This is a genomic window from Salipiger sp. (assembly GCF_048261495.1).
Lineage (GTDB): Bacteria > Pseudomonadota > Alphaproteobacteria > Rhodobacterales > Rhodobacteraceae > Salipiger.
Genome location: NZ_JBLXFX010000001.1, coordinates 29,750 through 56,540, shown reverse-complemented (window position 1 = coordinate 56,540; position 26,791 = coordinate 29,750). Strand labels below are relative to the sequence as shown.

Here is a 26,791-nt window from a genome sequence, read left to right as displayed (position 1 = left end):
TGCCACCGCGTCGTCCACACCCGCGCCCCGCTCCGTCTCCGGTCCGTCGGTCAGTCCAGGAAGGCGCCTCTGAACGGTTCGGGCAGGTCGAACTCCGCCACCGCGCGGGCGCGGCCCTCGGGCGACATCTTCGCGGCAGTCTTTTCGACGATGCGCTGCAGGTTCTCGGCGCTGCGCCCCTCGGCGAAATCCGCGAAATACCAGCGCAGGAACACGAAGCAGATCACATCTTCGAGCGCCTGCACCTCCGAGTCGCGCTTGATCCCCTCCTTGCGGAGAAGAATTCCGACGCGCTCCTGCGCTGCCTCGTCGTAGCCGGCATCGGCCATAAGGGCGGCAAGCCGCGCACCGTGGCGGCGGCCCTGCTCCCTGCGCCAGGTCAGGTAGCCCGGCTTGCCTTCGGGAAAGGCGTTGCGCGGCAGGGTCCATCTCTCGATATGCTGCCCGCGCGCGGCGATCCTCAGGACATCGCCGGCCTCGGGGAACAGGCGATGCAACTCCTCCGTCATGCGCTCCCCGTATAGCAGCGCGGCGGGGCGCCCGGCCTCGAGGTTGGGATCGGCGGCATTGGCCGCGTCGATGGCCACCAGCACTGCTGCGCGATCTCCCGTCATGCGCGCTCCCTCCCTGCGGTCCGGTCGGTTTCGTGCGTACGGTGCGAATGCGTGTCCGGCATGAGGAGGCTCCTGATCTTCGGACCCATTGTGGACGTGCCGGGGGACACTGTCGAGATGCCGTTGATGCGGCCGGGCCGTCGGGATGACGGCGGGTCTAGGCGATGTGAAGCTCCTTTGCGATCATGGCGGCGTGGGTCCGGTTGCGCGCATCCAGCTTCCGGGTCAGCGTCTTGACGTGCAGTTTGATCGTCACCTCCTGCAGGTCCAGGTCCCGCGCGATCTCCTTGTTCGACTTTCCCTCGCAGATCCCGCGCAACACCTCCCGCTCGCGCTGCGTCAGTTCGGATGCCTTGCCTGCCGTCGGTTGCGACATGAAGCTGTAGGGAACAAAAATCTCTCCCGCGGCCATGACGCGGGCTGCGCTGACGATGGTCGAGGAAGACAGCGTCTTGGGAATGAAACCCGCGGCACCGGCGCGGATCGCGGCTTCGGCGATTTCCGGAGTCGCGGTGCCGGAGATCAGCGCAACGGGGCGTTCGTCGTTCGCCTCGATCATCAATTCCAGCCCGGACAGCCCGATCATCCCCGGCATGTTATAGTCGAGCAGCACGAGGTCGAAGGTGCCCGACCCGCGCGCGCGGGCCATCGCGTCGTCCAGGGTGGCTGCGGTTTCCACCTGATCCACACCTTCGCTGCGCAGGAACGCGGCGATGGTTTCCCGTACGAGATCGTGGTCGTCGGCCACCAGAATGCGCATGCAACCTCCCGTCAGCGGTTCCTGCGGCGATCCTGGCACGGAAGGTCTTACCGAAAGGTTTCCCGCCGTCGGGAAAATTTGCGGTCGTTTGCGGGGAATCTTTGCGAATTGGTAACCCGACCGGCCGCATGGTCCGCAGAGATTTCCCGAACCGGAGTCGACCATGTTACGCCACCTGCTTCTCGCGCTTGTCGTGCTTCTTTCATTTGCGGGCATGGCCGCCGCCCTCGAACCCGCCGGCCCGGTCCTGCTGACCGTCGACGGCGCGATCGCCCCGTCTCGGGATGGCCGGGCGGTACGCCTCGATCGTGAAATGATGATGAGTCTCGGGGTCGAAACCATCCACACAACCACCATCTGGACGGAGGGCGAGCAGACCTTCACCGGCATGCCTCTGGTCAACCTGCTCGACGCGCTCGGCGTGTCATCGGGAACGCTGAAAGCCGTCGCCGTGAACGATTACGCCGTTGAAATCCCGGTCACGGACGCGGTGGAGGGCGGACCGATCATCGCCTGGGAAAGGAACGGCAGCACCATGTCCGTCCGGGACAAGGGTCCGCTCTGGCTGGTTTATCCCTTCGATTCCGTTCCTGCGTACCAGTCGGAGGTGATCTATTCGCGCAGTATCTGGCAACTCGACCGAATCACTGTCGAGCCGTAATGCTGCCGGTCGGGCAGGATCGCGACGATGATCCGTCGCAACCGGAGCGCGGCCGATGGTGGAGCCTGACGCTCAGTGCGCCTTTCGTCGCGCTCTGCATCGCCGGCGTGCTTCTGCTCAGCCTGGACGCGGCCCGCCATATCGAAGCCTTGGCCACGGCGAACAGCGACAGCAGCCAGTGGTCGCTCGCGCAGCTCGAAGTGGAATTCGGAAGCCATCAAAGGGCTCTGGTGACCGGCGCTCCTCCGGACCTCGAAGCGGTCAGGCTGACATTCGACATTTTCTACAGCCGGTTCGAAACGATCTCCAAGGGCCGGCTCTACGCCGACATCACCACTTCGGAAGCCGCAGCCGACTTCGGCGCCGTCACATCTTTCCTTGCCGGGTCGGTTCCCCTGATCGACGGGGACGACGATACGCTGCGGGCGGCGCTTCCGGCGATGGCCGCGCGCGCCGAGGCGATCCGCCCGGCCCTGCGCAGCATTTCCCTGAACGGGGTGCGGATCTTTTCGGCGCAGGCGGACGGTCAGCGGTTCTCCGTTCTTCGGGCCTTGATCAGGATCACGGCGCTCACGGCGGCACTGGTTCTGGCGCTCGCCATCGGGGTGGCCGCTCTGTGGCGCCTCATGCAGGTCGCGCGCCAGGAGGCTCGGCGCCGGGCGCGGGCGAACCACCGTCTGCGCGCCATCGTCTCGACGGCGCTGGACGGCATCGTCGTGACCGACGGAGAGGGCCTGATCCTCGAATTCAACGCGGCGGCTCAGCGGATTTTCCACTGCAAGCGGGAGGATGTTCTGGGCAGGATGGCGGAACGGCTGCTTTTCCCGGATTCCGTCGCGAACCACTCCCCTGATGCGGATCAAGCCGCGCAGATGGGCCGACGCCGGGTAACGGCGATACGCGCGGACGGAGAGCATTTCCCCGCCGAACTTTCCGTCACCCTGTCGGAGGAGGGCGGCAATGTCCTGCGCGTCTACTACCTCCGCGACATCACGCGGCAGGTCGCCGATGAAAGAGAGCTGGTCGCGGCGCGGGATCAGGCCGTCGCCGGGGAGAGGGCCAAGGCGCGCTTCCTCGCCGTCATGAGCCATGAAATGCGCACCCCCCTGAACGGTCTGATCGGCACGCTGGAGCTTCTGAACGACACTCCCCTGTCGCCAGAGCAGCAGAACTTCCTGCGGATCGTCCGCCGCTCGGGCGATGTTCTGCTGACCCATGTCAACGATGTGCTCGACATCTCGCGGCTGGAAACCGGCCGGTTCACCTTTGCCGAGGACCCCTACGATCCCGTCGCGGTGATGCGCGATGTGGCGGAAACGCTGCGCCCCACCGCGGTGGCCGGGGGCATCGGTCTCACCGCGGACAGCACCGCGGCCGAGGGGCTCCACGTTCTTGGGGATGCGCCGCGCGTGCGGCAGATTCTGGTAAATCTCGCGGGGAATGCAATCAAATTCACGCCGGCGGGCGAGGTGGGGTTGCATGTCCGCCACGATCCGGACGCGGGAAAATTGATCCTTTCGGTCTCCGACACCGGGATCGGCATCCCGCCCGATCAGGTGGAGCGGATCTTCGAGGATTTCGTGACCCTCGATGCCTCGTACATGCGCGCGGCGGAGGGAACCGGCCTCGGCCTTGGGATCGCCCGTCGCCTGGTCGAGGGGATGGGCGGGCATGTCGCGGTCGACAGCGCGCCCGGCCGCGGCACGACCTTCACCGTGACCCTTCCGGTCCGCCCGGCGATAAGGCCCCGGCCGCCGCCCGAGGCCGAGCCCGTCGCGCCGCTGCCCGGTCGCAAGGTGCTTCTGGTGGAGGACAATGCCATCAACCGGCTCGTCGCGACCTCGATGCTCGTCAAGCTCGGACAAGAGGTGACTGAAGCCTTCGACGGTGCCGAAGGATTGGAGCGGGCAGAGCAGCGGCGCTACGATCTGATCCTCATGGACATCAGCATGCCCCGCCTCGACGGGGTCGAGACCACCCGCCGCATACGGGCCGGAAGCGGCCCCAACCGGTCAACGCCGATCGTCGCGCTCACGGCCCATGCCCTGCCCGAGGACATCGCGCGGTTCCGCGAGGCGGGCATGCAGCATTCCCTGACAAAGCCGATCACGCGGCGGGCGCTGGCCATGGCGCTTGCCGATGTCGCGACGGTCACCACGCCCCCCGACCCGGTGGCGGACGCGCCCCCTGTGATCGACCGCGAAACCCTCGATGCGGCGGCTTCCTCCCTCGGGCCGGAGGTGTTCCGAACGCTGCGGGGCCGTTTCTTCGACGAGATGGAGACCGGGCTGACCCGGCTCGAAGAGCGCCTGAAGAGCGGCGGCGCGCGCGAGGAATATGCCGGGGACATTCACAAGCTTGCCGGTTCCGCGGCGGTGTTCGGCGCCACCGCCCTTCATGCGGCGCTCAAGGCGCAGGAAACCCGGGCGAAACGGGCCGAGGAGGACCGCCTTCTGCCCGGCCATACCGCCCTGCTGCCGATCTGGGCGCAGACCCGGCAGGCGCTGTCAGCGATCTGACCCGGTGCGCCGCTTCTCCGGCTCCGCGGCGAGATCGGTGAGGATCGGGCAATCCGGTCGGGTGTCGCCGTGGCAGGCGTCGACGAGGTGCGCCAGCGTGTCGTGCATCGCGCGCAGCTGGGCGATCTTGTCCTCGATCCGGGTCAGGTGCTCGCTCGCGATGCGCTTCACGTCGGCGCTGGCGCGACGGTCGTTCTCGTAAAGCTCGAGCAGGGCGCGGCATTCCTCGATCGAAAACCCCAGCGTCCGGGCGCGGGCGAGAAAGGTCAGCTTGTGAAGATCCCCCTCGGAAAAGGCCCTGTAGCCGTTGGCACCGCGGTCCGGCGTCACCAGGCCGATGTCCTCGTAATAGCGGATGGTCTTGGCCGGCAGCCCGGCGCGGTCCGCAACGTCTCCGATGTTCATGCGTGGCTCTCCCGGATCTGCGCCGGCGTGGCGGAAGGGGCGGCCGGCGGCAGGACCGACCCTACACGCCGCAGCCGCAGCGCGTTGCTCAACACGAAGATCGAGGACAGCGCCATCGCCCCCGCCGCCAGCACCGGCGACAGCATCATCCCCAACGCCGGATACAGCGCCCCCGCCGCGACGGGGATCAGCGCGACGTTGTAACCGAAGGCCCAGAACAGGTTCTGGCGGATGTTGCGCAGCGTGGCCCGGCTGATGTGAAAGGCGTCCACCACGCCGCGCACCTCGCCCGACACCAGCACCACGTCGGCGCTGTCGATGGCGACGTCGGTGCCGGTGCCGATGGCCAGCCCGACCTCGGCCTCGGCCAGCGCCGGGGCATCGTTGATGCCGTCGCCGACAAAGGCGACCGCCCCGAACCTTGCGCGCAGCGCCTGCACGGCGGCGCGCTTGCCGTCGGGCAGCACCCCCGCCCGCACATCGTCGATGCCGAGCTGCGCCGCGATGGCGCGGGCGGTGCCCTCGGTGTCGCCGGTGACGATGGCGACCTTCAGCCCCTGCGCCTGCAGCGCGGCAACCGCCCGTGCGGCGCCCGGCTTCACCCGGTCGGCCACGGCAAAGGCTCCGGCGATCCCGCCGTCGACGGCGACCAGCACCGGGGTCTGCCCGGCGGCCGACATCTCCTCGGCGACCTCGCGCAGCGGTGCCGCATCCACGCCCTCGCGCGCCATCAGCCGCAGCGTGCCGATCAGCAGCCGGTGCCCCTCGACCGTTGCCGAGAGGCCGTGGCCGGGGATCGCCGTCATCTCCGAAGCGCGGCTCAGCCCAGTCGCGTGCCGCCGCAGCGCCTCCGCGACCGGATGTTCCGATCCCTGCTCGGCGCTCGCGGCCAGGCGCAGCACCTCCGCCGCCTCCCGACCGGGGACCGCGACCGAGCGCACCAGTTCCGGGCGGCCCTCGGTCAGGGTGCCGGTCTTGTCAAAGGCGACGACTCGGCAGCTTTCCAGCCGTTGCAGCGCGTCACCCTTGCGGAACAGCACGCCGAGTTCCGCCGCGCGGCCGGTGCCGACCATGATCGAGGTCGGCGTCGCCAGCCCCATGGCGCAGGGGCAGGCGATGATCAGCACCGAGATCCCGGCCACCAGCGCGTGGCCAAGCGCGGGGGAGGGGCCGAGCACCAGCCAGGCGGCAAAGGCCAGCGCCGCCGCGACCAGCACCGCCGGGACGAACCGGATCACCACGCGGTCGGCGACGGCCTGGATCGGCAGCCGCGCGCCCTGCGCCTCTTCGACCATGGCGACGATGCGCGCCAGCATGGTGTCCGCGCCCACCGCCGCGGCCCGGAACACCAGCGCGCCCTGACCGTTGATCGTGCCGCCGACCACCGCGTCGCCCCCGGTCTTCTCGACCGGAACCGGCTCGCCGGTCAGCATGCTTTCATCGACGAAGGACCGCCCCTCGATCACCACCCCGTCGACGGCGATCCGCTCTCCCGGTCTAAGGTGCAGCAGGTCCCCGACCGCCACCGCGTCGACGGGCAGTTCGATCACCTCGCCGTCCCGCTCCACCCGCGCCACCGAAGGCCGCAGCCCGATCAGCCGCTTGATCGCGGCGCCGGTGCGCCCCTTGGCGCGCAGTTCGAGGAACCGCCCCAGCAGGATCAGCGTGATGATGACCCCTGCGGCCTCGAAATAGACCGCCCGCGCGGCCTCGGGCAGCAGGCCCGGCGCGAGAAGCGCGACGGTGGAATAGAGCCAGGCCGCCAGCGTGCCGAGCGCGACCAGCGCATTCATGTCGGGGGCGCCCTTGGCCAGCAGCGGCAGGCCGATCGCGTAGAACCGCCGCCCCGGCCAGATCATCACCGCGGAAATCAGCAGGAATTGCAGCGTCCAGCTTGCCGTGCGGCCGATGCTGTCCATGACGAGGGCGTGAAAGCCGGGGATCAGGTGCCCGCCCATCTCGATCACGAAGACCGGCAGGGTCAGCGCGGCGGCGACGGCCAGGTCGCGCTTCAGCGCCGCCTGTTCGGCCTGCCGCTCGGCCTCGCGCTCGGACGAATCGTCGCCCGCCGGACGCGCCCCGTAACCGGCGCGCTCGATCACCCGGGCCAGCGCCTGCCCGTCGACCGACCCGGCGAGGATGCGCACCTCCGCCGTGTCGTTCGCCAGGTTCACATGGGCCGACAGCACCCCCGGCACCCCGGTCAGCGCCTTTTCCACCCGCCCCGCGCAGGAGGCGCAGCTCATCCCCCGGATCGACAGGCGCAGCGTGCCTTCCCGCGCCGGATAGCCCGCGCGGCTCAGTGCCTCGCGCATGGCGTCGATTCCGGCGCGGCCCGACACCTGCGCCATCCGGTTGGCAAGGTTGACGCTGGCGGTCTCCACGCCGGGAACGGCGCTCAGCGCCGCCTGCGCGCGACCGGCACAGCCCCCGCAATTGAGCTTGGTGACTTCGAATCGGATGCTGTCCAGAGGCATGATGCGGCTCCCCCTTCTGGGTTGTGCCGCCTCATATAGGGCTTCCAGTCACTGGAAGGTCAAGAGGCCCTGATCCCGGAAATCGCCGCGCCGCACAAACGCCCCCGGCATTCCTCGCAGAGCAGCGGCAGCCCGGTGCGTTCCGCCGCCGCCACCAACGGCACCAGTGCCATCGGGGACACCAGCATCGCCGCCTCGGCCAGCGCGCTGTCGCGGTGCTGCTCGGTGGCGGTCAGGATGAGCCGCGCGATCGCCAGTTCGTCGTCGCTGTGGCTGGTGGCGCCCACCGGCAGGATCAGCGGAGCGTGCCAGGCGTGGCGCCGCACCAGATCCATGACCTCGGAAAACGCCCGGATGCAGAACCCCGCCCGCACCGATCCCAGCCTGCGGCAAAGCCTGTCCAGCGCCTCGCCCTGCCGGTCGGCCTGCCAGAACCGCAGCATTTCGACCACGCGCCGCTCGGACAGCCGCAACGTGCCGGTGTCTGTGCCGCTCTCGAATCGTTCGTGGCGCATGAGGACCCCCGCCAAAGCCTCGGACAGGCCGGGCGTGCCGCGGAGGCGTGGCTGGGCAGGAATATTTCTGACTATTTATGTCGGAATAGTCAAGCGCCGCCGAGACCGGCCTCCGAGGCGATCTGAGCCCGCGACTTGCGCGCCCGCTCCGTGGCGGATTTCAGCTGCCCGCAGGCCGCCATGATATCCTCGCCCCGCGGCGTCCGGATGGGCGAGGCATAGCCGGCCTTGTAGACGATGTCGGCAAAGGCCTCGATCCGCGCCCAGTCCGACCGTTCGTAGGGCGCGCCGGGCCATTCGTTGAACGGGATCAGGTTGATCTTGGCCGGAATGCCCGAGATCAGCTTCACCAGCCGCCGCGCATCCGCGTCCGAATCGTTCACGTCCTTCAGCATCACGTATTCGAAGGTGATGCGTTCCGAGTTCGACAGCCGCGGATACTCGCGCAGCGCGCCCAGCAGGGTCTCGATGTTCCAGCGCTTGTTGATCGGCACCAGGGTGTTGCGGACCTCGTCCGTGGTGGCGTGAAAGCTCACCGCCATCAGGCAGCCGATTTCCTCGGCGCAGCGGGCGATCTCCGGCACGACACCGCTGGTCGACAGGGTGATCCGCCGCCGCGACAGGGCGATGCCCTCGCCATCCATCGCGATCTTCATCGCATCGCGCACGTTGTCGAAATTGTAGAGCGGCTCTCCCATGCCCATCAGCACGATGTTGGACAGCAGCCGCGGACCCTCGTCGCCGGTCCCGGTGCCCGGCTTCGGCCATTCGCCGAGATCGTCGCGCGCCAGCATGATCTGGCCGACGATCTCGCCCGCGGTGAGGTTGCGCACCAGCTTCTGCGTGCCGGTGTGGCAGAAGGAACAGGTCAGCGTGCAGCCCACCTGGCTCGAGATGCACAGCGTCCCGCGGTCGGTCTCGGGGATGTAGACCACCTCGACCTCGTGCCCGCCGGCGATCCGCACCAGGTACTTGCGCGTCCCGTCCGCGGAAACCTGCTTCGAGACGATCTCCGGCAGCTCGATGACGAAATGCTCCGCCAGCAGCGCGCGGTAGTCCTTGGACAGGTTGGTCATCGCCGAGAACTCGCGCACCCCCCAGTGATAGACCCACTGCCAGACCTGGTTGACGCGCATCTTGCCCTGCTTTTCCGGCGTTCCCGCCGCCAGCAGCGCCTCGCGCAGCCCGTCGCGGGTGAGCCCGACCAGGTTCACCTTGCCGCCCTCGGGCAGCCTGCGCGGAATCGTCACCACGTCCTGAGTGATGGGCGCATCGGCCATGTCGTCACGTCCTTTGAAAAAGCGAAGCCCGCCCCATACAGGATTCGCCCGAAAAACACAAAGGGAACGCGACTCCGCGTCCCCTGCTTCTTCTGGCGGTCAAATATCCCGGGGGTGAATGCGGCAAGGCCGCAGAGGGGGCAGCGCCCCCGCCCCGCGCGTCACTTGGCGCAGCGCTTCTCCGCATCCTCGACCGCGGCCGTGAAGCCCAGCAACGAGAAGGTGTCCTTGGTCTGCGTCCCGCGCCCCGAGCGCGCGCTGACCACCGCGTCCGAACCGCGCTTCATCGCGGTCACGATCTTGGCATCGTCCTGCGGAGTCGCCGGCCAGGCCCATTCGCCCTCGGTGTAGAACTCGAACTCGGTGCCCGAGATGTTCACGTTGACGGTGGACCCGCCCGCGAAGGGATAGCCGCCGGTAAAGGCGACCTGACCGTTCACGCCGCCGTTGGGGCGGTAGAACACCATCAGCAGGATGTCGCCCCGCTTGACCGACACGACGCGCCCGTCCTTGGTGTTGACGCTCTCCTTGTAGGTCGTGACCGCCCAGCATTCGCGCGGATTGTCGCCCTCGAACACGGACCAGTCGGTCATCGCGTTCACCCGGTTGGTGCTCTCTTCCTGCGCCAGGACAGCCGTCCCCGACAATCCCAGGATCGCCGCGCCAAGAACCCCACAAATCAGTGATCTCATACCTGCTGCCTCCAGCCGTCCGTGCCTCAACTCGAAAGGTCCGCGCCCTACCTGTTCCGGCAGCTTGTCCGGCGCAACCATTTTATGCTCGACGGCGGTACAATAGCCTGAAAGAGACGGGTGGAAAAACCCCCCCTTGGCAAGATATCGCTCAGATGTGAGGTCTCGTATGACAAATGCCCCCGCCCCCATGGTCGAAATCCACCGCGGACCGCTGGCCGAAAGCCGTCATGCCGGTCACGCGGTGATCTGTGACGCCACCGGCGGTATCGTGCAGGCCTGGGGCGATCCCGACGCGATGATCCTGCCGCGCTCCTCCGCCAAGATGATCCAGGCGCTGCCGCTGGTCGCCTCCGGCGCGGCCGAGGCCTTTCACCTCGCCGAACCGCAGCTTGCCCTCGCCTGTGCCTCGCATCAGGGTGCGCCCCTGCACGTGGCGGCGGTCGAAGCCTGGCTCAAGGATCTCGGACTCGAGGAAGAGGATCTGCGCTGCGGTCCCGAAGTCTCGCGCGACAAGGCCCTGCGCCACGCGATGATCCGCGACGGCGAGGCGCCATGCCAGCTTCACAACAACTGCTCGGGCAAGCACGCGGGCTTCCTGACCCTGACCGAACACCTCGGTGCCGGTCCCGAATACACCGCCCCCGACCATCCGGTGCAGCAGGCCGTGCTCGAGATGTTCGAGACCGTGACCGGCCTCACCTCGCCCGGCTTCGGCATCGACGGCTGCTCGGCGCCCAACTACGCCACGACCATGCACGGCATGGCGCGGGCGATGGCCTGGTACGCCTCGGCGCAGGACCGGTCCGACATTCTCGCCACCTCGGCGGCGCGGCTCGTGGCGGCGATGTATGCCTACCCCGACCTCGTCGCGGGCGAGGGCCGCGCCTGCACCCTGCTGATGCGCGCCGCGCTGGAGCCCGTCGCGATCAAGACCGGCGCCGAGGGTTTCTTCATCGCGATCCTGCCGGGGCGAGGCCTCGGTGTCGCGCTCAAGATCGTCGACGGCGCGACCCGCGCCTCGGAATGTGCCTTTGCGGCGCTGCTCGTGCATCTCGGGGTGGTCGATCCCGGCCACCCGGACGTGCGCCGCTTCCTCAACCCGCCGATCCACAGCCGCAGCGGCCTTCTCGCGGGGGAAATCCGCCCCGCCGCCGGCTTCCCCGTCTAGGGGCCGGGCCCCCGGCGCGTCGGGGCGTCAGGGCGCGGCGAACTCGTCGCGTGCATAGCCCTGCAGGAACAGCAGCGCGGTCAGATCGCCGTGGTTCACCCGGCACTGCGCCTGCGCCTGCACCGCGGGCTTGGCATGCAGCGCCACGCCCAGCCCGGCGCGCGTCAGCATCCCCAGGTCGTTGGCGCCGTCGCCCACCGCCAGAACGTCGTCCTCGGAGAGGCCGAGCCGGGCGGTGATCTCTTCCAGCGCCTGCACCTTTGCCTCCCGGCCCAGGATCGGGCGGCCGACCTCTCCGGTCAGCACGCCATCCGCGACGAACAGGCTGTTGGCGCGGTTCTCGTCAAAGCCGACCATCTCCGCGACGCGGGCGGTAAAGGCGGTGAACCCGCCCGAGACCAGCGCCGCATAGCCGCCCGCCGCCTTCATCGTGGCGACCAGTTCCGGCCCGCCCGGCATCAGCTGGATGCGCTCGGCAAGAACCTTGGCGATCACGCTCTCCGGCAGGCCCTTCAGCAAGGCCACCCGCTCGGTCAGCGCGCCCTCGAAATCCAGCTCGCCGTTCATCGCGCGGGCGGTGATGGTCTTGACCACCTCGCCGACCCCGGCCTCGTCCGCCAGTTCGTCGATGCATTCCTGCCGGATCATCGTGCTGTCCATGTCGGCCAGCAGCATCCTCTTGCGCCGGTTCGCGGCGGGCAGGACGTTCAGATCGGCCTGCGCCGCGATGCTGCCGCGCAGCCCTTCGAGGTCGTCGGGCATGGCCTCCAGCGGAAATTCCGCCGCCTCGTCGGGCGACAGCCAGGTGACCGCCCCGCCCCCCCGCGCATTGCGCAGCGCCTCCACCAGCGCGGGATCGAGCATGCCGGGACGGGCGATGAGGGATGCGATGAACATGGGGCCACTCCTGCAATCGGACGCGCGGCTTCTGGCACGTCGCGGCGCGCTTATCCAGAGGTGTCGCAGCCCGGGGTGGCCGCCGCGGGGCGCCTCCGCCGCGCAACCGCCCGCTTCGGGCCGGAGCCTCGCGCCCGCCGGAACGCCAGCCCCGAACCATCCACCCCCGCCCGCAGCCCGTCCACGATGTCATCGACCACGGCATGTCCCGCGCCTCGGTTTGTGCCCTGCGCCGCCCGGGCGGGACCGTCCGGCGGGCGGTCTCAGCAGTTTTCCGACAGCAGGATCCGGAACGGGATCTCGCGTTTTCCGGTCAGCGCATCCTCCGCGCCGGTGGCCCATTCCGCGATGGCCGCCACGGCTCCGTCCATGATCTCGAGCCCGGGATGTTCGAGGATCACGTGCACCGGCCCGGCCCTCAGCAGCGCCCGGGTGGCGGAGGTGAGTTCGTTGCCCACGACCAGGATATCCGCCCGGCGCGCGTCGCGCAGGGCGGTGACCGCGCCTTCCAGCCCGCCACCGATCACGAAGATGCCGCGAAGCCGGCTGCCCGCCTTGCCCAGCAAGGTCGTGACCGCCCGCGCCGCGCCCATGTCGCATTCCCCGCTGGACAGGGCGGGCAGGACGGTCAGGCGGCTGTCGCCCTGCCTGAGGTAGGCCCGGAACCCCTCTTCCTCCGCCCCCTGGTTGCGGAAGAGGGCGCCGCCGTTGACCAGGCCGATGCTGCCCTCGGGGCCGGCCAGCCGCGACATGAACCACGCCGCGGTACGTCCCAGCTCGCGCTCGTTGCTGCCCACCAGGCCGGGCGCTTCGGGACAGCCGAGCCCCGAGATCACCGGCAGCACCGGAATGCCGCGCCGGCAAAGATCCCGGACCGCCGCATGGACCTGCGGGTGATCTATGCAATGACAGGCGATGACGTCGCAGCGCTCGGCCATGTCGAGCAGGGCGGCAACCGTCGCCTCGGGTTCGGGACGGGGCAGGTGCCGGGTGAGGACCCGCGCCCGGATGTCGTGCCGGCCTTCGGCGGTCGCATGCGCGCGGTCGGCCATGTCGAGAAAGGTGCGCCGGGTGCTGGCGTTCAGCAGAAGCCCGATGCGGCAGTGGGGGGCCTCGGTCTTGAGACGGCTGCGGATCACGCCGACGCCGTGAAAGGCGATCTCCTCGGCGACGTCCAGCACGTGTTCGACCGTCGCGCGCTTGACCGGCAGGCGGCCGGTCATGATGCGATCTATGGTCGACACGCTGACACCCGAAGCCTTGGCCAGCGTCTTGTTCGTGATGCGTTGCAATCCCCGTCCCCGCGCAATCCGGGGCGTGCCCTGCAGGCGGACACCCGACCCCGATCCGGTTCATCATACCACAAGACGTCAAAATCATTCATTCTGACGCTTTGTGAAAGCCGTCGGCGGGCTTTGCTTGGCCGGTGGACCCCGCGTTGATCTAACGATCCCCCAAGGAGGCAGGACCCCGCCGCGCCGCGTGCGCAGGGGGACTCGAAGGGGGGAAGGGTTTGGATCGCTGGGGGGAATTTCAGGTCTTCGTCAAGATCGCGGAAGAGCGCAGCATGACCCGCGCCGCCGAGGTTCTGAACAGCTCGACCTCGGGAGTGAGCCGCCAGCTCACCAATCTGGAAACCCGGCTCGGCGTGCGGCTCATCCAGCGCTCGACCCGTCAGCTGAGCCTGACCGACGAAGGCGAACGCCTCTACGGTCAGGCCCGCGACCTGCTCTCGACATGGGAAGAGGCGGAGGCCGATGTCAGTCTCGGCTCGCGCGAACCGACCGGGCGGCTCCGGGTCGGCGCCTCGCTGTCCTTCTCGCTCCTGCACCTGATTCCGGCGGTGAAACACTTCCGCACCCGCTATCCGCAGATGGCGGTCGAGATCGTGTCGTCGAACCGCTATTACGACATCATCGAAAACGGGCTGGACCTGGCGATCCGCCTGCGGCGGGTCGAGGCGGACAGCTCCATCACCATCCGCCGCATCGCCGAAACGCGCCGCCTGCTTGCGGCCTCGCCCGAGTACCTCGAGCGCCGGGGCGTGCCGCGGCATCCGACGGACCTGCTGTCGCACGACCTGATCCTCTACTCGCTGGCGGACAACTGGAACGACCTGCATTTCACCAGGGGCACCGACAGCGTGAAGGTCGCCGTCGACGGCCCGCTGATCATGAACGACGGTCAGCTCATCTGCGAGGCGGCGCGCAACGGGCTCGGGATCCTCGCCCAGCCGACCTACATCCTGCAGGCCGATCTGGATGCCGGGCGGCTGGTGCGGGTGCTCGATGACTGGGACCTGCCGCGGCTGACCATGAACATCGCCTATCCGAGCAAGTATTTCGTGCCGCTCCGGACGCGCCTGTTCATCGACTTCCTCGTCGAGGATTTCCGCCGCAACGGCTTCGAAGAGCGGTGGACCGCATGACCAACGCTTTTTGCAGATCCTGCAAGAATGTTTCCCGGACCGGGTCGTTAATCCCGTCTCGGGAAACTGTTAGACCCTTGGACAGGCTGAAGACGCGGCGCCCCGGAGGGGGGTGCCACACGGAGATCAGCCCCGAAAACTCTCTGGGAGGAGAATGGATATGAAGAAAACACTGGCCCTGGCCATCCTGTCGTCGACCGCACTCGTCAGCGCAGCGCTGGCCGCTGACACCAGCAAGGTGTTCTTCCTGCTGCCGAACACGACGACCATCCGTTTCGAGAGCCGCGACGCCCCGTTCTTCGTCGAGGCGATGAAGGAGCGCGCACCGGACGCGACCGTGACCGTGCAGAACGCGCAGGGCGACCCCCAGCAGCAGCAGCGCCAGATCGAGGACGCGATCGCGCAGGGCGCCGACCTGATCCTGCTGACCTCGGCCGATGCCAACCTCGTCGCCGGCGGCCTGGCCGCTGCCGAAGCGGACGGCATCCCCGTCATCCTCTACGACCACGACGCGATCGGCGGAAAGGCCGAGGCGCATGTGGTGTTCGACTCGCTCTCCGTCGGGCAGGCGCAGGGGCGCCGCGCGGCCGAGCTGATCGAGGCGATGGACAAGAGCCCGGTCAAGGTGGCGCGGGTCAAGGGCAACCAGGGCGAATACGGCACCGGCCAGTACGAAAAGGGTCAGGACGAATTCCTCATGCCGCTGGTCGACGCGGGCAAGGTCGAGATCGTCTGCGATCAGTACACCCGGAACTGGGACCCGACGCTGGCGCAGGCATTCGCCGAAGACTGCCTGACCCGCAACGGCGGCGACGTGGACCTCTTCCTCGGCATGAACGACGGCACCACCGGCGGCTCCGTGGCCGCGCTGATCAGCCAGGGCTACGCGCCGGGCGACAAGATCGTCACCGGCGGTCAGGACGCGACGGTCGAGGCGCTGCGCTACATCGCGCAGGGCTGGCAGGACAATTCGGTGCTCAAGGACCTGCGGCTCGAAGCGACCGCCGCCGCCGACGTGGCCGCGTCGATCCTTGGCGGCAAAGGGGTGCCGTCCGAACTGGTGAACGGCTCGGTGAACAACGAATACATGGACGTTCCGGCGGTCTTCCTGCCGGTCGGCAACATCACGCGCGACAGCCTCGGGGATGTCGTCTCCGCCGGTATCTGGACCTGGGACGAGATCTGCCAGGGCGCCGAAGAGACCGAGGTCTGCACGCAGAACCGCTAGGCAGAACCGCAGGCGGCGCAGCCTGCCGCCTGCACCATCCACACATGGGAGGAACCATCATGACGGACCAGAGCGCCGCTCGGGAAAGGCATGTCCACGCACCGGAGGCGGTGCCGCTGATCTCGATGCGCAACATCCACAAGAAGTTCGGGTCGCTGCACGCCCTCCGGGGGGCGTCGATCGACGTCCGCGCGGGCGAGGTCGTGGCGCTCGTGGGAGACAACGGCGCCGGCAAGTCGACGATGGTCAAGGTCATGGCCGGCGTCCACATGGCGACCTCGGGCGAATACGAATTCGAAGGCAAGCCGGTCAGGATCACTTCGCCCACGGATGCCAACGAACTCGGGATTCAGACGGTCTACCAGGACCTCGCCCTGTGTTCGAACCTCGACGCGGTGCAGAACCTTTTCCTCGGGCGCGAACTGACCGGGTCGGGCCTGTTCGGCCGGCGCATCCGCCGCGCCGAATGCGAGGTGCGGGCCCGCGAAGTGCTGCAGCGGATGCGCCTCGGCAACCTGTCCCTCACGCGGCCCGTCGGCGCCATGTCCGGCGGTCAGCGCCAGAACATCGCCATCGCCCGGTCGATCCTCTGGACGCCCAAGGTGGTGATCCTCGACGAACCCACCGCCGCGCTCAGCCATTCCGCCGCCGAACAGGTCGCCGACCTGATCCGCACGCTGGCCGACCAGGGCCTCGGCATCGTCGTGGTCAGCCACGACATCCACAACTTCGTCGTCAACGCCACCGACCGGATCGAGGTCATGCGCCTCGGCGCCAACGCGGCCAGCTTCCGCACCGGCGACGTGACCGGCGAACAGGTCGTCAACGCCATGGTCGGCGGCAACGAAGGCGTCAATCTCGCGGGGTGACCGCGGCACATATCGGAGGATTCCCCCATGGCTGAAGCCATCACATCCGCGCCGCCCCCGGTGCGCCGCCGCAGCGTCGGCGACCTTCTGGCCCGCGACCTGCGCGCGCTTCCCATCGTCATCGGCCTTGTCGTGCTCTGGATCTTCTTCGCGACCCAGAGCGACGTCTTCCTGACCGCGCGCAACCTGTCGAACCTGCTGGTGCAGAGCACCGTGGTCGGCATCATGGCGCTGGGCATCATGTTCGTGCTGCTGGTCAAGGAAATCGACCTCTCGGTCGCCGCGATCAACGGCGTGACCTCGGTCCTCATGGCCAAGCTGATCGTCGAGGCGGGAGTCTCGCCCTGGATCGCGGTGCCCGTCGCCATCCTGATCGGCGCCTTCATCGGCAGCCTGTCGGCGCGCTGGGTCACCTTCGTCGGCGTGCCGTCCTTCGTCGTCACGCTGGGCCTCGGCCTTGCGCTGAACGGTCTGCAACTGATCCTGCTGCCCGCCACCGCACGCTACAGCCTCAACGGCACCGGGCTGGAACAGATCGCCCTCATCAACATCGGCGGCATCTGGGCCTGGGTCGTGCTGGCCATCGGCATCCTCTGCTTTGCCGGACTGGTCCTCTCCGAGGTCGCCAGCCGCAGCAGGGCGGGCCTCGAAACCGCGATGATGCGGGCGGTCGTCCTGCCCATCGCTGCCGCGACGGTCTTCGGCGTGGTGGTCGTGTCGATCCTCGCGGCGCACAAGGGCATCCCGCTGGTCGTGCTGATCTTCGGCATCCTGCTGGGCCTCGGCGGCTACATCCTGAAGCAGACGCAGTTCGGCCTCTACCTCTATGCCGTCGGCAACAACGACGAGGCGGCGCGCCGCGCGGGCGTCAAGGTGCACCGGATCAAGATGGCGGCCTTTGCCATCGCGGGCGGTGTCGCGGCGCTGGCCGGCGTGATCGCCGCCTCGCGGACCCTCGGGGTGGGCGTCTTTTCCGGCGGCGGCGTCGGTGGCGGCACGCTGCTGCTCGAATCCATCGCGGCGGCGGTCATCGGCGGGGTCAGCCTGTTCGGCGGACGCGGCTCGATCCACGCGGCGCTGCTCGGCGCGCTGGTCATCGGCACCGTCAGCAACGGTCTGAACCTCATGGGGGTCGAGAACGAGATCCGCCTCATCGTCACCGGCCTCCTGCTCGTCCTCGCCGTCTCCATCGACAAGCTGATCGAGAAGGCCACGGGCCAGCAAAGCTTCTGACCCATCGGGGCCCGCGCCGATGCCGCGGGTCCGACACCTACACGGGTGGCAAGGCCCCACCCCGCGCAAAGGATAGACGTCATGTCGCAGACGACGGAAGACAGGTTCGACGGCGGATACTTCGACGAGGAAAGGTCCGCCGAGGTGGTCAATTCCCGCATCGGAGAGGGGGCCGACCCCCGCCTGAAGGAAGTGATCGGCACCCTGACCAGACACCTGCACAACGCGGTCAAGGAGATCGAGCCGACCCACGAGGAATGGTTCGCCGCGATCCGCTTCCTGACCGAGACCGGGCAGATGTGCAACGACTGGCGGCAGGAATACATCCTGCTGTCCGACGTGCTGGGCGTCACGATGCTGGTCGACGCGATCAACCACCGCCGCCCCTCCGGGGCGACGCCCAACACCATCCTCGGGCCGTTCTACGTAGAAGGCGCGCCGCACTATGCGAACGGCGCCAACATCTGCCTCGACCACAAGGGCGAACCGACGCTGGTGCGCGGGCGGATCATGGACGTGGACGGCAACCCGGTGGCGGGCGCGCGCATCGACGTCTGGCAGACCAACGACGACGGGTTCTACGACGTGCAGCAGAAGGGCGAGCAGCCCGAGTACAACCTGCGCGGCGTCTTCGCCTCCGAAGCGGACGGGCGTTACTGGTTCCGGACGGTCAAGCCGCGCTTCTACCCGATCCCCGACGACGGCCCGGTGGGCAGGATGCTGGGTGACCTGCACCGCCACCCGAACCGCGCCGCGCACATGCATTTCATCGTCACCGCCGACGGCTATGACGAGATCATCACCCACATCTTCACCCCCGACTGTCCCTACCTGAAGGAAGACACCGTCTTCGGCGTGAAAAAGGACCTCGTGGCCGAGTTCCGCACCGTCGACGATCCGGACCTCGCCGCCGAACACGGCATGCCGAACCCCTTCCTGATGGTGGACTGGGATTTCGTTCTGGCCCGCCGGGCCAAGTCAAACGGACACCGCACATGAACATCGACGATATCTGCCTCTGCGCCTCCTACTGGACGGTTGCGGGCAACACCTATCCCGGCGCCCCGTCCGAGATCAGCCCATTTTCCCTCGCCGAACGTGCCGAAGTCTGCGGCCGCACCGGCTGGCAGGGCATGGGCTTTGTCATGGACGACATCGAGGCCTCCATCTCCCGCTACGGCATGGCCGGGGTGCGGCGGATCTTCGACGATAACAACATCCGCCATGTCGAACTGGAATTCCTCGTCGACTGGCACCTGACCGGCGAGCGCCGCGCGCTCTCGGACAGGATGTATGCCCGGATGCTCGAAGTCGGCGCGGCGCTGGGCGTCGAGAAGATCAAGCTCGGCGGCGGTGTCTTCGAAACCGGGGCACCGGACACGGGCGCCATGCGCGCGGCCCTGTTCGACATCTGCGAAAGGGCGAAACCGGCGGGCATCGACATCGCGATCGAATTCCTGCCCTTCGCCAGCATCGACACCATCGACCGGGGGCTGGACCTGTTCCGCGACCTCGGCGTGACCAACGGAGGCCTGCTGGTCGACACCTGGCACGTCGAACGCGGCGGCATGACCGCAGAGGACATCCGCAAGATCCCGGCCGAATTCCTGCGCGCCGCCGAACTGGACGACGCGGGCCCCGAGGTGATCGGCGATCTCTTCAACGATTCCACCCACTACCGCAGGCTCTGCGGGGAGGGCTCCATCGACATCGCGGGCCAGATCGGGGCGATGCTCGACCAGGGTTATCGCGGCTACTGGGGGGTCGAGCTGATCTCGGCCCACCACCGCCATCTGCCGCTGGAAATGGCCGCCACCCGCGCCTTCGACACCACCATGCGCCAGTTCGACGCCGTGACCTTTCCGGCCGGCTGACAGTTTTCAAGGATACGAGAGATGATCGGAATAGCAGTTCTGGGCGCCGGCCGCATCGGCAAGATCCACGCCGCCAACGTCGCCGCCAACCCCCGTGCCCGGCTGATCGCCGTGGCCGACCCCTTTGCCGAGGCCTGCGAACCGCTGGCCGCCAAACACGGCGCCGAGGCAATGACCGACCCCATGGCCGCCATTGCCCGCGATGACGTGGACGCCGTGGTGATCGGCACCCCCACCGACACCCACATCGGCCTGCTGACCCGCGCGGTCGAACTGGGCAAGGCGGTGCTCTGCGAAAAACCCATCGACCTCGACCTCGGCAAAAGCACCGAGGCCGCCGCGCAGATCGAGAAACTGGGCGCAAAGGTCATGCTGGCCTTCAACCGCCGCTTCGATCCGACCTTCGCCGAGGTGCGCCGCGCCATCGACGCCGGAAAGATCGGCGCCGTGCGCCAGGTCGTCATCTCCAGCCGCGATCCCGGGATGCCGCCCGAGGGCTACGTGAAATCCTCCGGCGGGCTGTTCCGCGACATGACGATCCACGATCTCGACATGGCGCGCTGGCTGCTGGGCGAGGAGCCGGTCACCGTCACCGCCATGGCCTCGCGCATCGTCGATGCGGAGATGGTCGGGAAGTACGACGACTACGACACCGCCATGGTGATCCTGCAGACCGCGAGCGGCAGGCAGGCGCATATCAACAACTGCCGCGAGGCGGTCTACGGCTACGATCAGCGGATCGAGGTGCTGGGCGAAACCGGCATGCTCAGCCACGACAACCTGCGCCCCTCCACCATGCGCCTCGCCACCGCCGAGATGACCGAGGCGCAGCCGCCCCTGCTGAATTTCTTCCTCGAACGCTACACCGCCGCCTACCGCGCCGAGATGGAGGCCTTCGTCTCCGCCCTCGCCGACGGCACGCCGCTGCCGACCACCGCGCAGGACGGCGTTCAGGCGCTGCGCCTGGCCGAGGCCGCGCTGCAGTCCGTGCGCACCGGCAAGACCGTTTCCCTGTAATCCCAAGGAGAAAACCCCATGACCTACGCCATCGGAGCAGACACCCCCCTCGGCATCGCCTGCCTCGGGATCACGCACCCGCACACCTCGGGCCGGGTGAAGGCATTCAAGCGCATGACCAACGCCCGCGTGCTGGGCGCCTGGGACGACAGCCCGCTGCTGACGCCGTTCACCGAGGCGATGGAGATCGAGGCCCGGACCAAGGACGAGATCCTCTCCGACCCCGCCGTCCACGCCGTGATGATCCACCCCAAGAGCTACCGCATGGCCGACTGGGCCATCGAGGCGATGGAGGCCGGCAAGGCGGTGCTCTGCGAAAAGCCCGCCGGACGCGGGTCGCAGGATACCGCGCGGCTGGTAGAGACCGCCGAACGCACCGGACGGCTGTTCCAGGTCGGCTACTGCTGGCGCTACGCGCCCTCCGTCGACAGGATGCAGGAGGTCCTGCAAAAGGGCCAGCTCGGCAGGATCCTGCAGGTGCGCGCCCATGCCGGCTGTTCCCACAACGAGGCCGACACCGACCACATGCGCCAGCCCGGCGACATCGGCGGGGCCTTCTACGTCATCGGCTGCCACACCATCGACCGGCTTCTCCTGCACTTCGGGATGCCGAAATCGGTCAACGCGCGCATCACCAAGTTCCCCGGCATCATGCCGGACGCCGCGCGCGAGGATGCCGCCGGGGCGATCCTCAACTACGACGACAAGATGATCACCGTCGATTTCATGTCCTGGGACCCGATGCCCTGGACCGAAAGCTGGGATATCACCGCCTACGGCACCGACGGCGTGATGCATTCGCGCCCCATGCCCGCGACCTACCGGATCTACAGCACCGGCAAGCACGGCCTGCCGACGGGCTGGACGGAATACAACGAAACCGCCTTCCCCGAGATCTGGGCCGTGCGAAAGACCGTCTATTCGCCCGAGATCGCCGAGATCGGAAACCCCGTCTACTTCGACCGCGAGGCGGCGGCCTTCGAGCATTCCCTGCGCAGCGGGGCACCCTCCAACGTGCCCGCCACCCAGGCGCACAACATCAACCTGATCCTCGAAGCCCTGTTCGCCTCGTCGCAGCAGGGCGGAGCCGAGGTCACGCTCTGACCCGGAGCAATATCGGGCAGACCGCCGTTCCCCCGGCCGACGGGGGAACGGTCAGCATCCGGGGGAGGACATCATGATCAAGCATATCGTCATGTGGAACATGGCCGGTGACACGGCCGAGGAACGCACCCGCGCCGCGGAACACCTGCGCGCGCGGTTCGAGGAGATCCGGGGCGAAATCCCCGGCCTCCTGCATCTCGAGGTCGGGTTCGACCACAGCCGGGTGGATTACGCCTGCGACGTCGTCCTCTATACCGAGTTCGACAGCCAGGAGGCGCTCGACGCCTATGCCAGCCACCCGGCGCACCTGCGGGTCAAGGATGCGCTGGGCGCCTCGCGCATCGCCCGCCACCAGGTCGACTACCGCGCCTGACAGGGCGTCATCAAAGGACACGTCATGAAGGATTTCACCTACACCGCCCTGCCGTCCCGCGTGGTCTTCGGCCCCGGCAAGCTCGCCACCGTCGCGGACGAGGTCGGCGCCATCGGCGCCACCCGCGCGCTGGTCCTCTGCACGCCGCAGCAGCGGGCGCAGGCCGAACGGGTCGGCGCGCTGCTGGGCGACCGGCTGGCGGGCATCCATGACGGCGCCGAAATGCACGTGCCCATCGAAAGCGCCCGCACCGCCCGCGCCGTCGCCCGGGAGCTGGGTGCCGATTGCGCCGTCGCGGTCGGCGGCGGGTCGACCATCGGGCTGGGCAAGGCCATCGCGCTGGATTCCGCGCTGCCGATCATCGCCATCCCGACGACCTATGCCGGGTCCGAGATGACCCCGGTCTACGGCATCACCGAAAACGGCATCAAGACCACCGGCAAGGATGTGCGCGTGGTGCCGAAATCGGTGATCTACGACCCCGAACTGACCTGCTCGCTGCCCGTCGGCATGTCCCTTGTCAGCGGCATGAACGCCATCGCCCACGCCGCCGAGGGGCTCTATGCACGGGACGGCAACCCGGTGATGTCGCTGATGGCCGAGGAAGGCATCCGCGCGCTGGCCGCGGGCATGCCCCTGCTGCGCGACAGCCCGGACGATATCGGGGCGCGGTCGCAATGCCTCTACGGCGCGTGGCTCTGCGGCACGGTTCTCGGCCATGTCGGCATGGCGCTGCATCACAAGCTCTGTCACACGCTGGGCGGCAGCTTCAACCTGCCGCACGCCGAGACCCACACCATCGTCCTGCCGCATGCGCTGGCCTACAACAGCTCCGCCGCCCCCGACGCCATGGCCAGCATCGCCCGCGCCATCGGTGCCGCGGACGGGCCTCGCGGGCTGCACGAACTGGCGCAACGGCTGGATCTGCCCCTGGCGCTGCGCGATCTGGGGGTTGCGGAACCGGACCTCGACCGGGCTTGCGGGATCGCGCTCTCGAACCCCTATTGGAACCCGCGCCCGATCGAGGCCGGGCCCTTGCGGGCCCTTCTCCAAAGGGCGTGGGAAGGCTCCGAACCCCGGCCATGAGGCAGGGATCATGCCGCCCTGCGCGATGCCCCGGCTGGCGGGAGGTCGGCGCCGGAATGGCCGCGTCAGGATGAATCGCTGCGCCGGGCCGGCCCGGGGGGCGCCGGGGCACCCGTCCCCGACGGCAGGATCCGCCCGCCCCGGACCCGGCGCGACCGGCGCCGCGAAGGGAGAGGGCGGCGCGCTTCCGATTCGTTAAGGTAATTGTGCTCAAGGCATTGTTATCTAATGAGGTTTCGCCGCGAAACCTCAGGCAAAGGCCCCCTGGCAGAACCATCCCGAGGACATCAGCCAGCCGTGGGCGTAGAACAGCCAGAGCCGCTCCCCCGAGGCGACCTCGACCTGCCAGTAGTCCCTCTGACCCGAGCGCCAGTCCGGGTCGTCCAGCCACCATTCCGGGGACAGCCGTTCCGGTCCCCGCCTGCCGGTGACCCGGTATTCCCGCCTGCGCCAGCGAAAGGTTTCGGCCAGCCGGGGGTGGTCCGGGGCCATCACCGGCTCGGGCCGCCAGAGCAGCACCGGGCGGGGGCGCGGCGGCTCGGGCCAGTCCTTTGCCGGTTCCGACCAGGCGGCGGCCAGGGTGACGGAGCCCTTCTCGGGGATGTGGCTGTCGCCGGGGTGGCGGCGGGTGATCGCGTCCAGCCCGATCCGCGCGCCGAGCCGCCCGATGAGGTCGGGCATCGCCATGTCCGCCCCGTTCCGGCGGGCGGAGAACGCGGGCCCGGCGGGGCCGGTTTCCCGCAGGGGCTCGTGGCGGATGGCTTCGAGGCGCAGCATGTCGATGCCGAACCCCGCCTCGAAGTCGCCCAGCTTCATCCGCATCAGGGGGGCGATGCGGTCCGCCTCCCGGGAGGGGGCGGCGAGGCTGACGTTGACCCATTGCATGATGCCGTCGGTCCGGTGCGCCTCGAGCCGCAGGGTCCGGGCGCCGTAGCCCTGCTGTTTCAGCGCGATGCAGAGGCGCGGGATCATGCGGTCCAGCGCGGCGGCCATGTCCTCCTCCAGCCCGATGGGGTCGGGAAAGCTGAGCCGGGTGGCAAAGCGGCGGGGGGCGTTCCGGGGCGAGAGCGGCTCGGTCACGAAGCCCATGGCCCGGTCGAGCTGTTCGAGCAGGGGCCGCCCGAAGCGGCGGGCAAGCCCGGCGCGGGGCTGGTCCAGGAGGTCGCCGATCCGGCGCAGCCCGACCCGCGACAGCTGGGCCACGGTCTCGGCATCGACCCGGAGCGCGGCGATGGGCAGGGGGGAGATCGCGGCCTCGGTCCCGCCCATGGCGGCGATCCGGCCGGTGCGCCCCGGGGTGGTGACCACCGCCGGGGCCGCCGCCCCGCCCCGTTCCCAGTGCCGCCGCTTGCCCGCGCGGGAGCGGGTGGCGCGGGCCTCCTGGTCGATGGCGTCGCCGTTGCGGTGGCTTTCGGGGGCGGTATCGGCATGGCGGGCCAGCGCCCAGGCCGCGCCCGGGGTGTCCGCCGCGCCCATCCGGACGCTGAGGCCCATGTCGGTGCAGTCCTGGGCCACCCGGGCCATCAGCGCCTCCTCTCCGCCGAAGAGATGGGCGCAGCCGGTGAGGTCGAGCAGGAGGGCATCCGGCGGCTCGGGCGCGACGCGGGGCGAAAAGCGCCCGGCCCAGCGGTGCAGGGCGTCGAGGAAGGCGGCCTCGTGATGGGCCTGCTGCGGCCGGGTCAGGAGATCGGCACACATGGCATGGGCATCGCGCAGCGGCTGGTCCCTGTAGAGCCCGGCCCGGGAAGCGGCGCGGGAGAGCGAGGACAGGGTCTGCACCTGCCCGCTTTCGCGGACCACGGCAAAGGGCACCTCGACGAGATGCGGCGCCTGGCGCAGCAGGCGTTCGGCCCCCAACCGGGGGAACCAGACGGAGAGGATACGGCGGTATTTCATGAGTCGCGGCAGGCTTTGTTTCCGTTTTGTTCTACACGTCCGGACGGGCGGGAGTCGAGTCCCGCAGCGGAGCGCGCAGGCGCGCGCAGGGCTGTCGCGGGCCGCCTTCGGCCGCCCGCTCCGCGGCCGTGGCGGGGTGACGCCCGAACCCGGCGCGGCGCCGGTGGCCGCGTCGCAGCTGCGTATTTGCGACAAGAAGAAGCCGGGGGAGGTGGACGGGCGGCGGCGGCGCGCCATCTGTCCGCGGGGAGAGGCCGCGGCGCGGGGCGCACCGGCTTGCCGAGACCGGCCTGCCCGCCCTATAGCGGGGGGCGGAGGCATGGGACGGACGCATGGCACGGGCAGCAGGGACGACGGGCAGAGGCCGGGGAATCGAGGCCGTCAGGGAGCTTTACGAGGGCGACAGCGACCGCGCGCACCGCTTCCGCTACGGGCTGCTGGTCTTCGACACGGTGACGATCCTGTTCGTGGTCGCCACCTCCTTTACCGCGCACGGGGTCTGGGTCGAGGTGGCGGATGCGCTGTTCGGGATCGTGATCCTGGCGGATTTCCTGACCCGGCTCGTGATCGAGCGCCGCCGCCTGCGGTTCCTGATCCGCCCCGTGACCCTGGCCGACATGGTGTCGATCGGTTCCTTCCTCGCGCCGCTGGCGGGGGAGGGGCTGGGGTTCCTGCGGATCGTGCGGACGCTGCGGCTGCTGCACACCTACCAGCTTCTGCGGCGGCTTCGGGCGGATTTCCGGTTCTTCCGGCTGAACGAGGAGATCTTCGTCGCCGCGATCAACCTGCTGGTGTTCATCTTCGTGATGACCGGGCTGGTCTATGCCACCCAGCACCTGGTCAACCCGCAGATCCGCAACTATGCCGATGCGCTTTATTTCACCATCACCGCGCTGACCACCACCGGCTTCGGGGACATCACCCTGACCGGCTCGCTGGGGCGGCTGATCTCGGTCGTGGTGATGATCTGCGGCGTCACGCTGTTCCTGCGGCTGGCGCAGGTGCTGTTCCGCCCCGCCAAGGTGCGCCAGATCTGCCGGGTCTGCGGGCTGAGCCTGCACGATGCCGACGCGGTGCATTGCAAGCATTGCGGCACCGTCATCCACATCCGGACCGAAGGACAAGACTGATGAGCGACCTCGTGATGCGCCCCCTGGAGGCGTCCGACCTGCCGCGCCTCTGGGAGGTGCTGGAGCCGGTGTTCCGCGCCGGCGACACCTATGCCGTCGACCCCGACATCCCGCGCGACGCGGCGCTGGCCTACTGGACCGGCGGCGGGCGGCGGGTCTACGCGGCGGAGGCCGAAGGGCGGCTGGTCGGTTCGTTCTACCTGGTGCGCAACCAGCCGGGCGGCGGCAGCCATGTCTGCAACTGCGGTTTCGTCACCGATCCCGCGGCGCGCGGCAGGGGCGTGGCGCGGCGGATGCTGGACCATGCGCTGCAGGAGGCGCGGCATGCCGGGTTCCGGGCGATGCAGTTCAACTTCGTCGTCTCGACCAACAGCCGCGCGGTGGCGCTGTGGGAGGGGGCGGGATTTGCCACGCTGGCCCGCCTGCCGGGGGCCTTTCACCATCCGCAGGCGGGTTACGTCGATGCGCTGGTGATGTATCGCGACCTTTAACGGTGGTGTCCCGGGCGCCGGCGGGGCATGGTCGCGGCAACGCGCATCGGGCCGGTCCGGCCTGCCCGGAG

25 protein-coding genes are annotated in these 26,791 nt (G+C 68.8%); 15 read left to right on the top strand and 10 right to left on the bottom strand.

Going from position 1 to position 26,791, the window contains the following annotated elements; all coding sequences use genetic code 11:
* Nucleotides 1-50 precede the first annotated feature (50 nt).
* Both ACN0RJ_RS00270 and ACN0RJ_RS00265 read right to left on the bottom strand, forming a co-directional pair.
* Nucleotides 51-614 (bottom strand): DUF4202 domain-containing protein, encoded by a 564-nt coding sequence (locus tag ACN0RJ_RS00270; protein WP_417723040.1) that lies wholly within the window; start codon nucleotides 612-614, stop codon nucleotides 51-53.
* A gap of 157 nt (nucleotides 615-771) precedes the next feature.
* The gene (locus ACN0RJ_RS00265) at nucleotides 772-1,374 is read right to left on the bottom strand and encodes a response regulator transcription factor (RefSeq protein WP_417720554.1); all 603 of its coding nucleotides are present in this window, start codon (nucleotides 1,372-1,374) and stop codon (nucleotides 772-774) included.
* Between the two features lie 163 nt (nucleotides 1,375-1,537).
* Between ACN0RJ_RS00265 and ACN0RJ_RS00260 the strand changes: the two genes are divergently transcribed.
* Both ACN0RJ_RS00260 and ACN0RJ_RS00255 read left to right on the top strand, forming a co-directional pair.
* Nucleotides 1,538-2,035 (top strand): molybdopterin-dependent oxidoreductase, encoded by a 498-nt coding sequence (locus ACN0RJ_RS00260; protein ID WP_417723039.1) that lies wholly within the window; start codon nucleotides 1,538-1,540, stop codon nucleotides 2,033-2,035.
* Nucleotides 2,035-4,554: an ATP-binding protein gene (locus tag ACN0RJ_RS00255; protein ID WP_417723038.1), complete on the top strand. Its 2,520-nt coding sequence runs from the start codon at nucleotides 2,035-2,037 to the stop codon at nucleotides 4,552-4,554. The genes ACN0RJ_RS00260 and ACN0RJ_RS00255 overlap by 1 nt, the downstream gene beginning before the upstream one ends.
* On the opposite strand, the gene cueR is transcribed toward ACN0RJ_RS00255, so the two are convergent.
* From cueR to ACN0RJ_RS00230, 5 genes are all read right to left on the bottom strand, one after another.
* The gene (gene cueR, locus ACN0RJ_RS00250) at nucleotides 4,543-4,959 is read right to left on the bottom strand and encodes a Cu(I)-responsive transcriptional regulator (protein WP_417720551.1); all 417 of its coding nucleotides are present in this window, start codon (nucleotides 4,957-4,959) and stop codon (nucleotides 4,543-4,545) included. The genes ACN0RJ_RS00255 and cueR overlap by 12 nt on opposite strands.
* Nucleotides 4,956-7,436, bottom strand: a complete 2,481-nt coding sequence (locus ACN0RJ_RS00245; RefSeq protein ID WP_417723037.1) for a heavy metal translocating P-type ATPase — start codon at nucleotides 7,434-7,436, stop codon at nucleotides 4,956-4,958. Before ACN0RJ_RS00245 ends, cueR begins: the two co-directional genes overlap by 4 nt.
* A 59-nt stretch (nucleotides 7,437-7,495) precedes the next feature.
* Nucleotides 7,496-7,951, bottom strand: coding sequence for a hypothetical protein (locus ACN0RJ_RS00240; RefSeq protein WP_417723036.1), 456 nt, complete (start codon nucleotides 7,949-7,951; stop codon nucleotides 7,496-7,498).
* A gap of 89 nt (nucleotides 7,952-8,040) precedes the next feature.
* On the bottom strand, nucleotides 8,041-9,231 hold the full coding sequence (gene rlmN / locus ACN0RJ_RS00235; RefSeq protein WP_417720548.1) for a 23S rRNA (adenine(2503)-C(2))-methyltransferase RlmN: 1,191 nt from the start codon (nucleotides 9,229-9,231) through the stop codon (nucleotides 8,041-8,043).
* A 161-nt stretch (nucleotides 9,232-9,392) separates the two neighbouring features.
* Nucleotides 9,393-9,923 carry an invasion associated locus B family protein gene (locus ACN0RJ_RS00230; protein WP_417720547.1) on the bottom strand — a complete coding sequence of 177 codons (531 nt, stop codon included), beginning with the start codon at nucleotides 9,921-9,923 and terminating at the stop codon, nucleotides 9,393-9,395.
* Between the two features lie 190 nt (nucleotides 9,924-10,113).
* On the opposite strand from ACN0RJ_RS00230, the gene ACN0RJ_RS00225 reads away from it, so the two are divergent.
* A complete protein-coding gene (locus ACN0RJ_RS00225; protein ID WP_417720546.1) occupies nucleotides 10,114-11,094 on the top strand; it encodes an asparaginase in 981 nt (326 codons plus the stop codon).
* 27 nt (nucleotides 11,095-11,121) lie between these two features.
* Here the strand turns inward: ACN0RJ_RS00225 and serB are convergent, their stop codons facing one another.
* The gene (gene serB / locus ACN0RJ_RS00220) at nucleotides 11,122-11,991 is read right to left on the bottom strand and encodes a phosphoserine phosphatase SerB (protein WP_417723035.1); all 870 of its coding nucleotides are present in this window, start codon (nucleotides 11,989-11,991) and stop codon (nucleotides 11,122-11,124) included.
* 263 nt (nucleotides 11,992-12,254) lie between these two features.
* Entirely contained in the window at nucleotides 12,255-13,283 is a 1,029-nt protein-coding gene (locus ACN0RJ_RS00215; protein ID WP_417723034.1) for a LacI family DNA-binding transcriptional regulator, read from the bottom strand.
* 221 nt (nucleotides 13,284-13,504) lie between these two features.
* Here ACN0RJ_RS00215 and ACN0RJ_RS00210 point away from each other — a divergent pair, with 221 nt between their 5' ends.
* The 10 genes from ACN0RJ_RS00210 to ACN0RJ_RS00165 all read left to right on the top strand — a co-directional run bounded on the left by ACN0RJ_RS00210 (nucleotide 13,505) and on the right by ACN0RJ_RS00165 (nucleotide 23,203).
* Complete coding sequence (locus ACN0RJ_RS00210) at nucleotides 13,505-14,419, top strand: LysR substrate-binding domain-containing protein (protein ID WP_417720543.1); 915 nt, start codon at nucleotides 13,505-13,507, stop codon at nucleotides 14,417-14,419.
* 160 nt (nucleotides 14,420-14,579) lie between these two features.
* Nucleotides 14,580-15,647, top strand: a complete 1,068-nt coding sequence (locus tag ACN0RJ_RS00205; protein ID WP_417723033.1) for a sugar ABC transporter substrate-binding protein — start codon at nucleotides 14,580-14,582, stop codon at nucleotides 15,645-15,647.
* Nucleotides 15,648-15,706: 59 nt separating this feature from the next.
* The gene (locus tag ACN0RJ_RS00200) at nucleotides 15,707-16,516 is read left to right on the top strand and encodes an ATP-binding cassette domain-containing protein (protein ID WP_417720541.1); all 810 of its coding nucleotides are present in this window, start codon (nucleotides 15,707-15,709) and stop codon (nucleotides 16,514-16,516) included.
* Between the two features lie 27 nt (nucleotides 16,517-16,543).
* Nucleotides 16,544-17,749 (top strand): sugar ABC transporter permease, encoded by a 1,206-nt coding sequence (locus ACN0RJ_RS00195; RefSeq protein WP_417723032.1) that lies wholly within the window; start codon nucleotides 16,544-16,546, stop codon nucleotides 17,747-17,749.
* Nucleotides 17,750-17,830: 81 nt separating this feature from the next.
* The gene (locus ACN0RJ_RS00190; RefSeq protein ID WP_417723031.1) at nucleotides 17,831-18,748 is read left to right on the top strand and encodes an intradiol ring-cleavage dioxygenase; all 918 of its coding nucleotides are present in this window, start codon (nucleotides 17,831-17,833) and stop codon (nucleotides 18,746-18,748) included.
* Entirely contained in the window at nucleotides 18,745-19,623 is an 879-nt protein-coding gene (locus ACN0RJ_RS00185) for a sugar phosphate isomerase/epimerase family protein (protein ID WP_417723030.1), read from the top strand. Before ACN0RJ_RS00190 ends, ACN0RJ_RS00185 begins: the two co-directional genes overlap by 4 nt.
* A 21-nt stretch (nucleotides 19,624-19,644) precedes the next feature.
* Nucleotides 19,645-20,640: an inositol 2-dehydrogenase gene (gene iolG / locus ACN0RJ_RS00180; protein ID WP_417723029.1), complete on the top strand. Its 996-nt coding sequence runs from the start codon at nucleotides 19,645-19,647 to the stop codon at nucleotides 20,638-20,640.
* An 18-nt stretch (nucleotides 20,641-20,658) separates the two neighbouring features.
* Nucleotides 20,659-21,744 (top strand): Gfo/Idh/MocA family protein, encoded by a 1,086-nt coding sequence (locus ACN0RJ_RS00175; protein WP_417720536.1) that lies wholly within the window; start codon nucleotides 20,659-20,661, stop codon nucleotides 21,742-21,744.
* Nucleotides 21,745-21,817: 73 nt separating this feature from the next.
* Nucleotides 21,818-22,117 carry a Dabb family protein gene (locus tag ACN0RJ_RS00170; protein WP_092431181.1) on the top strand — a complete coding sequence of 100 codons (300 nt, stop codon included), beginning with the start codon at nucleotides 21,818-21,820 and terminating at the stop codon, nucleotides 22,115-22,117.
* Nucleotides 22,118-22,141: 24 nt separating this feature from the next.
* The gene (locus ACN0RJ_RS00165) at nucleotides 22,142-23,203 is read left to right on the top strand and encodes a maleylacetate reductase (RefSeq protein ID WP_417723028.1); all 1,062 of its coding nucleotides are present in this window, start codon (nucleotides 22,142-22,144) and stop codon (nucleotides 23,201-23,203) included.
* Between the two features lie 249 nt (nucleotides 23,204-23,452).
* On the opposite strand, the gene ACN0RJ_RS00160 is transcribed toward ACN0RJ_RS00165, so the two are convergent.
* On the bottom strand, nucleotides 23,453-25,099 hold the full coding sequence (locus ACN0RJ_RS00160) for a Y-family DNA polymerase (RefSeq protein ID WP_417723027.1): 1,647 nt from the start codon (nucleotides 25,097-25,099) through the stop codon (nucleotides 23,453-23,455).
* A gap of 332 nt (nucleotides 25,100-25,431) precedes the next feature.
* Between ACN0RJ_RS00160 and ACN0RJ_RS00155 the strand changes: the two genes are divergently transcribed.
* Together ACN0RJ_RS00155 and ACN0RJ_RS00150 are read left to right on the top strand one after the other, a co-directional pair.
* On the top strand, nucleotides 25,432-26,229 hold the full coding sequence (locus tag ACN0RJ_RS00155; protein WP_417720533.1) for a potassium channel family protein: 798 nt from the start codon (nucleotides 25,432-25,434) through the stop codon (nucleotides 26,227-26,229).
* Nucleotides 26,229-26,720 (top strand): GNAT family N-acetyltransferase, encoded by a 492-nt coding sequence (locus ACN0RJ_RS00150; protein ID WP_417720532.1) that lies wholly within the window; start codon nucleotides 26,229-26,231, stop codon nucleotides 26,718-26,720. Before ACN0RJ_RS00155 ends, ACN0RJ_RS00150 begins: the two co-directional genes overlap by 1 nt.
* Nucleotides 26,721-26,791 lie beyond the last annotated feature (71 nt).

Bases quoted from the DNA above. Each gene is read 5' to 3' on its own strand.
- ACN0RJ_RS00150 (WP_417720532.1), top strand. From the start codon at position 26,229: ATGAGCGACCTCGTGATGCGCCCCCTGGAGGCGTCCGACCTGCCGCGC.
- ACN0RJ_RS00185 (WP_417723030.1), top strand. From the start codon at position 18,745: ATGAACATCGACGATATCTGCCTCTGCGCCTCCTACTGGACGGTTGCG.
- ACN0RJ_RS00190 (WP_417723031.1), top strand. From the start codon at position 17,831: ATGTCGCAGACGACGGAAGACAGGTTCGACGGCGGATACTTCGACGAG.
- ACN0RJ_RS00165 (WP_417723028.1), top strand. From the start codon at position 22,142: ATGAAGGATTTCACCTACACCGCCCTGCCGTCCCGCGTGGTCTTCGGC.
- ACN0RJ_RS00260 (WP_417723039.1), top strand. From the start codon at position 1,538: ATGTTACGCCACCTGCTTCTCGCGCTTGTCGTGCTTCTTTCATTTGCG.
- ACN0RJ_RS00195 (WP_417723032.1), top strand. From the start codon at position 16,544: ATGGCTGAAGCCATCACATCCGCGCCGCCCCCGGTGCGCCGCCGCAGC.
- ACN0RJ_RS00205 (WP_417723033.1), top strand. From the start codon at position 14,580: ATGAAGAAAACACTGGCCCTGGCCATCCTGTCGTCGACCGCACTCGTC.
- serB (WP_417723035.1), bottom strand. From the start codon at position 11,991: ATGTTCATCGCATCCCTCATCGCCCGTCCCGGCATGCTCGATCCCGCG.
- ACN0RJ_RS00255 (WP_417723038.1), top strand. From the start codon at position 2,035: ATGCTGCCGGTCGGGCAGGATCGCGACGATGATCCGTCGCAACCGGAG.
- ACN0RJ_RS00200 (WP_417720541.1), top strand. From the start codon at position 15,707: ATGACGGACCAGAGCGCCGCTCGGGAAAGGCATGTCCACGCACCGGAG.
- cueR (WP_417720551.1), bottom strand. From the start codon at position 4,959: ATGAACATCGGAGACGTTGCGGACCGCGCCGGGCTGCCGGCCAAGACC.
- ACN0RJ_RS00230 (WP_417720547.1), bottom strand. From the start codon at position 9,923: ATGAGATCACTGATTTGTGGGGTTCTTGGCGCGGCGATCCTGGGATTG.
- ACN0RJ_RS00225 (WP_417720546.1), top strand. From the start codon at position 10,114: ATGGTCGAAATCCACCGCGGACCGCTGGCCGAAAGCCGTCATGCCGGT.
- ACN0RJ_RS00240 (WP_417723036.1), bottom strand. From the start codon at position 7,951: ATGCGCCACGAACGATTCGAGAGCGGCACAGACACCGGCACGTTGCGG.
- ACN0RJ_RS00155 (WP_417720533.1), top strand. From the start codon at position 25,432: ATGGCACGGGCAGCAGGGACGACGGGCAGAGGCCGGGGAATCGAGGCC.
- ACN0RJ_RS00270 (WP_417723040.1), bottom strand. From the start codon at position 614: ATGACGGGAGATCGCGCAGCAGTGCTGGTGGCCATCGACGCGGCCAAT.
- ACN0RJ_RS00160 (WP_417723027.1), bottom strand. From the start codon at position 25,099: ATGAAATACCGCCGTATCCTCTCCGTCTGGTTCCCCCGGTTGGGGGCC.
- ACN0RJ_RS00265 (WP_417720554.1), bottom strand. From the start codon at position 1,374: ATGCGCATTCTGGTGGCCGACGACCACGATCTCGTACGGGAAACCATC.
- rlmN (WP_417720548.1), bottom strand. From the start codon at position 9,231: ATGGCCGATGCGCCCATCACTCAGGACGTGGTGACGATTCCGCGCAGG.
- ACN0RJ_RS00175 (WP_417720536.1), top strand. From the start codon at position 20,659: ATGACCTACGCCATCGGAGCAGACACCCCCCTCGGCATCGCCTGCCTC.
- ACN0RJ_RS00245 (WP_417723037.1), bottom strand. From the start codon at position 7,436: ATGCCTCTGGACAGCATCCGATTCGAAGTCACCAAGCTCAATTGCGGG.
- iolG (WP_417723029.1), top strand. From the start codon at position 19,645: ATGATCGGAATAGCAGTTCTGGGCGCCGGCCGCATCGGCAAGATCCAC.
- ACN0RJ_RS00170 (WP_092431181.1), top strand. From the start codon at position 21,818: ATGATCAAGCATATCGTCATGTGGAACATGGCCGGTGACACGGCCGAG.